Origin of the sequence: Mesorhizobium sp. M7A.F.Ca.US.005.03.2.1 (assembly GCF_003997795.1) — a bacterium.
Taxonomy (GTDB): Bacteria; Pseudomonadota; Alphaproteobacteria; order Rhizobiales; family Rhizobiaceae; genus Mesorhizobium; species Mesorhizobium ciceri.
On record NZ_RZRP01000232.1, the window covers coordinates 1 to 7,698 of the forward strand.

8 protein-coding genes are annotated in these 7,698 nt (G+C 63.4%); 7 read left to right on the forward strand and 1 reads right to left on the reverse strand.

All coding sequences use genetic code 11. The features are described from left to right. The 3 genes from EN991_RS14990 to EN991_RS15000 form a co-directional block, all read left to right on the forward strand. Window positions 1–824: CpaF family protein (locus tag EN991_RS14990; RefSeq protein ID WP_164769077.1), on the forward strand; the 824-nt coding region annotated here is incomplete at its 5' end. Between the two features lie 29 nt (window positions 825–853). After that, a complete protein-coding gene (locus tag EN991_RS14995) occupies window positions 854–1,867 on the forward strand; it encodes a type II secretion system F family protein (protein WP_013533679.1) in 1,014 nt (337 codons plus the stop codon). A gap of 9 nt (window positions 1,868–1,876) precedes the next feature. Continuing rightward, the gene (locus EN991_RS15000) at window positions 1,877–2,899 is read left to right on the forward strand and encodes a type II secretion system F family protein (protein WP_013533678.1); all 1,023 of its coding nucleotides are present in this window, start codon (window positions 1,877–1,879) and stop codon (window positions 2,897–2,899) included. A 90-nt stretch (window positions 2,900–2,989) separates the two neighbouring features. Here EN991_RS15000 and EN991_RS15005 read toward each other — a convergent pair whose 3' ends face one another. Beyond that, window positions 2,990–3,811: a tetratricopeptide repeat protein gene (locus EN991_RS15005; protein ID WP_013533677.1), complete on the reverse strand. Its 822-nt coding sequence runs from the start codon at window positions 3,809–3,811 to the stop codon at window positions 2,990–2,992. Window positions 3,812–3,927: 116 nt separating this feature from the next. On the opposite strand from EN991_RS15005, the gene EN991_RS15010 reads away from it, so the two are divergent. The 4 genes from EN991_RS15010 to EN991_RS15025 all read left to right on the forward strand — a co-directional run. Continuing rightward, window positions 3,928–5,292, forward strand: a complete 1,365-nt coding sequence (locus EN991_RS15010) for a M17 family metallopeptidase (RefSeq protein ID WP_027161743.1) — start codon at window positions 3,928–3,930, stop codon at window positions 5,290–5,292. A 72-nt stretch (window positions 5,293–5,364) separates the two neighbouring features. Continuing rightward, window positions 5,365–5,715: a MarR family winged helix-turn-helix transcriptional regulator gene (locus EN991_RS15015; RefSeq protein ID WP_013533675.1), complete on the forward strand. Its 351-nt coding sequence runs from the start codon at window positions 5,365–5,367 to the stop codon at window positions 5,713–5,715. 26 nt (window positions 5,716–5,741) lie between these two features. After that, window positions 5,742–6,602, forward strand: a complete 861-nt coding sequence (locus EN991_RS15020) for an NlpC/P60 family protein (protein WP_164753715.1) — start codon at window positions 5,742–5,744, stop codon at window positions 6,600–6,602. Between the two features lie 200 nt (window positions 6,603–6,802). Then, window positions 6,803–7,698 (forward strand): DEAD/DEAH box helicase (locus tag EN991_RS15025; protein ID WP_127369039.1); only part of this gene is annotated, 896 nt, incomplete at its 3' end.

Genomic DNA, 7,698 nt, shown 5'->3' on the forward strand with positions numbered 1-7,698 from the left:
CCATCGATGGCGCCACGCTCACCATCCGCAAATTCAAGAAGGACAAGCTGACGCTCGACCAACTGGTCAAGTTCGGCGCCATCTCGCCGCAGGGCGCCGAAGTTCTCAAGATCATCAGCCGTGTTCGCTGCAACATCGTGATCTCGGGCGGTACCGGTTCGGGCAAGACCACGCTGCTCAATTGCCTGACCAACTATATCGACCGCGAGGAGCGCGTCATCACCTGCGAAGACTCGGCCGAGCTGCAATTGCAGCAGCCGCATGTGGTGCGCCTCGAAACCCGCCCGCCCAATCTGGAGGGCGAGGGTGAGGTGACGATGCGCGACCTGGTCAAGAACTGCCTGCGCATGCGGCCCGAGCGCATCATCGTCGGCGAAGTGCGCGGACCCGAAGTGTTCGATCTTCTGCAGGCGATGAACACCGGCCATGACGGCTCGATGGGCACGATCCACTCGAACAGCCCGCGCGAATGCCTGAACCGCATCGAATCCATGATTGCCATGGGCGGTTATTCGCTGCCGCAGAAGACAGTGCGCGAAATCGTCGTCGGTTCCATCGACGTGATCATCCAGGCAGCGCGCCTGCGCGACGGATCGCGCCGCATCACCCACATCACCGAGGTGATCGGGATGGAAGGCGACGTCATCATCACGCAGGATATCGTCCTCTACAACATCAAGGGTGAGGACGCCAACGGCCGGCTGTTGGGTGAGCACGTATCGACCGGCATCGGCCGTCCGCATTTCTGGGAGCGTGCACGCTATTACGGCGAGGAGCAGCGTCTCGCCATTGCGCTCGAGGCGATGGAGAAACGCGCTGACTGACGTCTGCTGGGGTGTAAGGGTTCGGGCCAATGTTTGGAATTGACGGCACAGTACTGGCGTTTGTCGTGCTCGCCGGCTTCAGCGCCGGCGCCGTCGCTTATGCATTTCTGTTCACCCGGATCAGCAACGAGAAACAGGTCGGCAAGCGGCTCGAAACAATCAGGACCGCCGAGACGGATCGCTCCGTCGTCAAGGCCTCGCGCGACCGCGTGGCGGAAGCCGCCAAGCGGCGCAAATCGGTTCAGGATTCTCTCAACGAACTCGACGCCAAGCAGAAAACCAAGGACAGCCGCGTCAAGAAGCCGCCGCTGAAAGCCCAGCTTCGTCAGGCCGGCCTCAAGACCACCATCGAGCGTTTCTATATATATTCCGCAATATGCGGTATCGTTTTGACGATGGCCGCTTTCGTGGCCGGAGCCCCGCTGATCGCCTTGCCGGGCGTGCTGCTGGCCGGGGGGCTGGGCCTGCCGCGCTGGTTCGTCACGTTTCGCCGCGCCCGCCGGGTCAAGGCATTCCTCAACGAATTTCCAAACGCGCTCGACATCATCGTGCGCGCGGTCAAATCCGGCCTGCCGCTGAACGATGCCGTGCGCCTGATCGCCAACGAATCGCCCGAACCCGTGAAGACCGAGTTTCGCCGCATCGTCGATTCACAGCAGATGGGCCTCTCTATCCCCGACGCGACCTTGCGCATGCCCGAAACCATGCCTTGCACCGAGGCAAGCTTCTTCGGCATCGTTATCCAGATTCAATCGCAAGCCGGCGGCAATCTCTCCGAGGCGCTGGGCAATCTTTCGCGCGTGCTTCGCGATCGCAAGAAGATGAAAGCCAAGGTCGCGGCGCTGTCGATGGAAGCGAAGGCATCCGCCGCGATCATCGGGGCGCTGCCCTTCATCGTCGCCTTTCTCGTCTACCTGTCGAGCCCGGCCTACCTGATGCCGCTGTTCAACACCAGCGTCGGAAACCTGATCCTTGGTTGCTCTGCGGTCTGGATGTCGATCGGCATCCTGGTGATGCGCAAGATGATGAACTTCGAAGTCTAGGATGCTGGCATGACCGAGCAAGTCATCAAGACCCTGACGGATCCGAGCTTCCTGATCGCGATGCTGGTCGCGATAGCGGTGTTTGCGACCGTCTTCACCTTGCTGCCGGCGTTTGGCGGAAACCAGCTCAAGTCACGCATGAAATCCGTTGCGCTGGAGCGCGACGAACTGCGTGCGCAACAGCGCGCCCGGCTTGCGGTCGAGGCCGACCGCCGTCGCAAGGGCTTGCGTGAGGAACAGTCGATCGGCATGCGCAACATCGTCGACCGGCTGGATCTGAGACGCGCGCTCGCCGATGAAGGCACCTTGCAGAAACTCAAGGTGGCCGGTTTTCGTGGACAGAATCCGCTGACGCGGTTTCTTTTCTTCCGTCTCGTGCTTCCTTTTGTCGGTTTCGCGCTGGCCGCAATCTACATTTTCGTGCTCGGAGGACTGCCCGACAAGCCATTGGTCATCAGGCTGTTCGTCTGCATCCTCGTTGCTTACGGCGGCTTTTACGCGCCGGTCATCTACGTCAACAACCGCGCCACCAAGCGCAAGCAGTCGATCCAGATGGCATGGCCGGATGGGCTCGATCTGATGCTGATCTGCGTCGAATCGGGCATGTCGGTGGAAGCAGCATTGCGCAAGGTCGCCGACGAGATCGGCGCGCAATCGGTGGCGCTGGCGGAAGAGTTCATCCTCACCAATGCCGAGCTTTCCTATCTGCCGGAGCGCAAGCAGGCCTACGAGAACCTGGCAAGCCGCACCGGCCTGGATTCGGTCAAGTCGGTGTCGCAGGCGCTCGTCCAGGCCGAGCGTTACGGCACGCCGGTGGCGCATGCACTGCGCGTGCTTGCCGCCGAAAGCCGCGACATGCGCATGAATGCGGCCGAGAAGAAGGCGGCCGCCCTGCCGCCAAAACTTACCGTGCCGATGATCCTGTTTTTCCTGCCCGTGCTTTTCGCCATCATCCTGGGTCCCGCCGGCATTCAGGTCAGCCAACGCGGTATCTTCGGCGATCATGCGGCGCCGGCAACAAACGCCCAGTAGCGGCAAGGCAAATTCCTGCAGTACACTTCAAACGAAGAGGCCGCGCTGCATGCAGCGCGGCCTCTTCGTTGGGGCATCGGAATTGTGGTCTCAGTTGGTTGCGGATTTCGGCTTGTCCTGGTCCTTGAGCTGGCTCCAGGCGTTCTGTTGGGCCAGCATCTGCCTGAGATAGGCGACATTTGCCTGCGCCTGTTCGGGCGACAGTTCCTGTGAGGCGATCTTCTCGGCCTCGTCGAACCGGCCTTGCAGGCCGACGACCAGCGCCAGGTTCTGGCGGACCCGGCTGTCCGCATTCGGCTGTTGCGCGGCCGAGCGCATATAGGTTTCGGCGGTGCGCAGATCACCTTCCAGCACATACGACATGCCAAGATTGGAGAGCACGGAAGGCTCGTTCGGCTTGAGGTCGAGCGCCTTGCGGTAAAGCTGGCGCGCATCGTCCTTCTGGCCGGTCTGGTCGAGAATGGCCGCTTCCGCCGACACCAGCCTCCAGTCGGGATATTCCGGTGTCTGAGCGCGGCGCACGGCGTCGAGCGCCGCCTCGAACTGGCCATTGGCGGCCAGCGCCTTGCCGTAGGAGGCAAGCACGTCACGATCCTTGGGCAAAGCGATGGCGAGTTTGCGCATCACGGCCAGCGACTGGTCGGCGTCGCCATCCATCTGCAACGCCGCCGCATAGTTCGTCGCTATCCGCTTGTCGTTGGGGTTCTTCGCGTAGGATTGGCCAAGTGCGCCGGTGGCATTGTGCAGTTCGCCGGCCGACATGCTTTCAAGCGGTTTGCCGCTGGTGCGTGCGATAGAGCCGGTGGAGAGCTTGTCGGTTCCGCAACCGGCGACGCCCGCCGTCAGCGCCAGCACAAGAGCCATGGTGATGAGCCGTTTTCCCCTGATATTGATCCTGCGGTTGGTCGGCATGGCACCCTAAGCCTCCATTCATGCGCGGCCATTGCGTGGCCGTCTTCCCTCTCGCAGAAATATTCTGTTAACCCTAACGGACGGTTAAGAACGGCGACTCACACGGAGAACATCGCATGCCTGTCGAACTCGTCGGGAAGACATTGCCGGGCGCGTTGCCGGTCCATCTGGTCGCCAGGGACGGTCTGGACGCGGCCGGTCTTGCGCCGGCCGCCATCGCCTGGGCCAGGGCCAACGGCTTTTCCGGCGAGGCAGGCAGGACACTGGTCGTGCCCGGCGAAAACGGGGCGCTCGGCGGCGCCTTGTTCGGTATCGGCGATGGCGAAGGCGCGCTTGCCCTCGGCGCATTGTCGAAAGCCTTGCCGGAAGGCGACTGGCATTTCGCCTTGGCGCCGGCCGAGGCCGAACTCGCGGCGATCGCGCTGCTGCTCGGCGGTTATGTCTTTACTCGCTACGGCAAGAAGCCAGGCAGGGCGCTGCGCTTCGGCCTGCCGGCCGACGTCGATGCCGGGCGCGTTCGCCGCATTGTCGATGGCGTCTTCCTGACACGCGATCTGGTCAACACGCCGACCAGCGATATGGGTCCGGAAGATTTGGAGCAGGCGGTGCGGACCCTGGCCGCCAGGCACAAGGCCGAAGTCTCGGTGATCAAGGGTGACGATCTCCTCGACCGGAACTTCCCGATGATCCATGCGGTCGGCCGTGCGTCGACCAGCGCACCGCGCTTGATCGACATGCGATGGGGGCAGCAAGACGCACCGAAGGTGACGCTGGTCGGCAAGGGCGTCTGCTTCGACACAGGCGGTCTCGACATCAAGCCATCGTCCGGCATGCTGCTGATGAAGAAGGACATGGGCGGTGCCGCCAATGTGCTTGGCCTCGCCTCGATGATCATGGCTGCCGGGCTGAATGTGCGGCTGCGCGTGCTCATTCCCGCGGTCGAGAATTCGATTGCCGGCAACGCCTTCCGGCCTGGCGACGTGCTGGTGAGCCGCAAGGGCATCACTGTCGAGATCGGCAACACGGATGCCGAGGGACGGCTGGTGCTGGCCGACGCGCTGGCGCTGGCCGACGAGGAGGAGCCGCAGCTTCTGGTCGACATGGCGACGCTGACCGGGGCTGCCCGTGTGGCGCTCGGCCCCGATCTGCCACCGTTCTACACCGGCGACGAAACGCTGGCATCCGATCTGGCGGAGGCTTCCGTCGCGACGGAGGATCCGCTGTGGCGCATGCCACTGTGGCGGCCCTACGATGCAAAACTGTCGTCGAAGATCGCCGACATCAACAATGTCACCACGGACGGTTTCGCAGGCTCGATCACAGCGGCGTTGTTCCTGAAGCGCTTCGTCGAAAAAACCGCGGGCTGGGCGCATTTCGACATCTTCGCCTGGAATCCGGCTGATCGTCCGCATGGCCCCGCCGGCGGCGAGGCACAGGGCATCCGCGCGCTGGAGCGGATCATCGCGAAACGCTATGGCTGACAGTCGCAGGCGAAAGACGGCAATCGCTTTGACTGAAACGGAACCGAAACAATTTGCCGTCATGCTGGCGCGATGTCGATTGCGATGCGCCCGAGCCAGGCCTTGCGACTGTGGCAGCAGGTGATGCTGTCGCAGGTGCGCGACGACGCGCCCGATCTGACCATGCGCCAGACGGCAATCCTGTTCACCATCTATCTCGATCCGCCGCCGCACACCGTGCGCGGGCTCGCCGCCCGGCTCAATGTCACCAAGCCGGTGATCACCCGCGCCCTTGACACGATGGGCGCTTTGAAACTCGTCTCGCGCCATCGCGACGAGCTCGACAAGCGCAATGTTCTGATCAGGCGCACGGTCGAGGGCGCGCTCTTTGTCGAGCGCTTCGGCGATGGTATCATCGCCAAGGCGCTCGAACTGCCGATGTGAGCGACCTTTTCAACAGAGTGCTCGATTTGACTGCCAGGGATGCCCGCCTTCACGCTTTTCGCTCCGACCTTGCCGATGCACGGCTGAAGGGTGAGGTCGCCGCTGACCGCTTCGTCGCCGGCCGGCCGGCGCGGGTCATCGCGTCAGTGGCCGATATGCGCAAGGCGCCGCGGGCGGATGCCGGCGTCAACACGCAAGCCCTGTTCGGCGACGATGTCCTGGTCTTCGATGTCGCCGAAGGCTGGGCCTGGGTCCAGGCCGAACGCGACGGCTATGTCGGCTATGTCGCCGACACGATGCTGGGCAAACGGGACCATACGCCGACGCACATCGTCTGCGTGCCGCGCACCTTCCTCTATCCCGCGCCGGATCTGCGCTTTCCGATCGCCGGACAATTGTCGATGGGATCGACGGTGACGGTGACGGAGGCGGCCGAGACGCGCGGTACGCACTATGCGGTCCTGCCGTCCGGCGAGGCGCTGATCGCAGGTCACCTGCGGCCGCTCAGTGAAGCTGCCTCCGACTATGTCGCGGTTGCCGAGGCGTTTCTAGGAACACCCTATCTCTGGGGTGGCACTTCCGGTTTCGGCATCGACTGTTCGGGGCTGGTGCAACTGGCGATGCGCATGGCCGGCAGAGACGTGCTGCGCGATTCCGACATGCAGGCTGCGGCCCTTGGCGAGCCGCTGGAACCGGGACCTGATTTCTCCGGCTTGCGACGCGGCGATCTGGTGTTCTGGAAGGGCCATGTCGCCGTGATGACCGATGCCGACACGATGATCCACGCCAACGGCCACACCATGCTGGTGTCGCGCGAAGGCCTGAAGGATGCGGTTGATCGCATCGGTTATCTCTATGGTGGCCCGACAGGGTTCAGGAGGCCGTAGCCTTTCTTCCTTCGCCCCGTTCACGGGGAGAAGGTGCCCGAAGGGCGGATGAGGGACAGCGCCAGCATTGAGAGGTTCGCGCCGCCCCCCACCTGCCTGCCGGCATCCTCTCCCCGTACTGGGGCGAGGAAAGCTCACCTCGATCACCTTTTGTTCCGATTTTCCTTGGCGTTCGCGCGCCGTCGCGCTACCTCTGGCGGGTGACAGTTGAGCCGCGCCTTGCCGAACAGAATGCCGCCGTGGCCCTGCCCGAACCATTCCTCAGATGGTTTGGCGAGAAAGGCTGGTCGCCGCGCGCCCATCAGATCGAACTTCTGGCGAAGGCCCAGGCCGGTCAGTCGGTACTGCTGATCGCGCCGACCGGCGCCGGCAAGACGCTGGCCGGCTTCCTGCCTTCGCTGACCGAACTGGCCAACCGGCCAAAGAGAAAGCCGGGCCAGGCGCAGCGCGGTATCCACACGCTCTACATCTCGCCGTTGAAGGCGCTTGCCGTCGATATCGAGCGTAATCTCGGCAAGCCGGTGGAAGAGATCGGGCTGCCCGTCACCATCGAGACGCGCACCGGCGACACGCCGGCGCACAAGCGCCAGCGCCAGAAACTGGTGCCGCCCGATATCCTGCTGACCACACCCGAACAACTGGCGCTGCTGATTGCGGCCGGCGATGCCAGACGCTTCTTCGAAGATCTGCGCTACGTCGTGCTCGACGAGCTGCATTCGCTGGTGACATCGAAACGCGGGCATCTGCTGGCGCTCGGCCTGGCACGGTTGCGCAGCTTTGTCCCTGGTCTGCAAACCATCGGGCTATCGGCGACGGTGGCCGAACCGGACGAGTTGCGGCGCTGGCTGGTCAGCCAGAATCCACCCAAGGGTTCGACAGGCCATGACATGGCCGAACTGATCGTCGTCACCGGGGGTGCGAAACCGGAGATTTCCATCCTCGACTCCGAAGAGCGCGTGCCATGGGCGGGACATTCGGCGCGCTACGCCACGCCGGAAATCTATCGCGAGATCAAACGCCACAAGACGACACTGCTGTTCGTCAACACCCGCAGCCAGGCGGAGCTGCTTTTCCAGGAATTGTGGCGGGTCAACCA

Bases quoted from the DNA above. Each gene is read 5' to 3' on its own strand.
- EN991_RS14995 (WP_013533679.1), top strand. From the start codon at position 854: ATGTTTGGAATTGACGGCACAGTACTGGCGTTTGTCGTGCTCGCCGGC.
- EN991_RS15000 (WP_013533678.1), top strand. From the start codon at position 1,877: ATGACCGAGCAAGTCATCAAGACCCTGACGGATCCGAGCTTCCTGATC.
- EN991_RS15005 (WP_013533677.1), bottom strand. From the start codon at position 3,811: ATGCCGACCAACCGCAGGATCAATATCAGGGGAAAACGGCTCATCACC.
- EN991_RS15010 (WP_027161743.1), top strand. From the start codon at position 3,928: ATGCCTGTCGAACTCGTCGGGAAGACATTGCCGGGCGCGTTGCCGGTC.
- EN991_RS15015 (WP_013533675.1), top strand. From the start codon at position 5,365: ATGTCGATTGCGATGCGCCCGAGCCAGGCCTTGCGACTGTGGCAGCAG.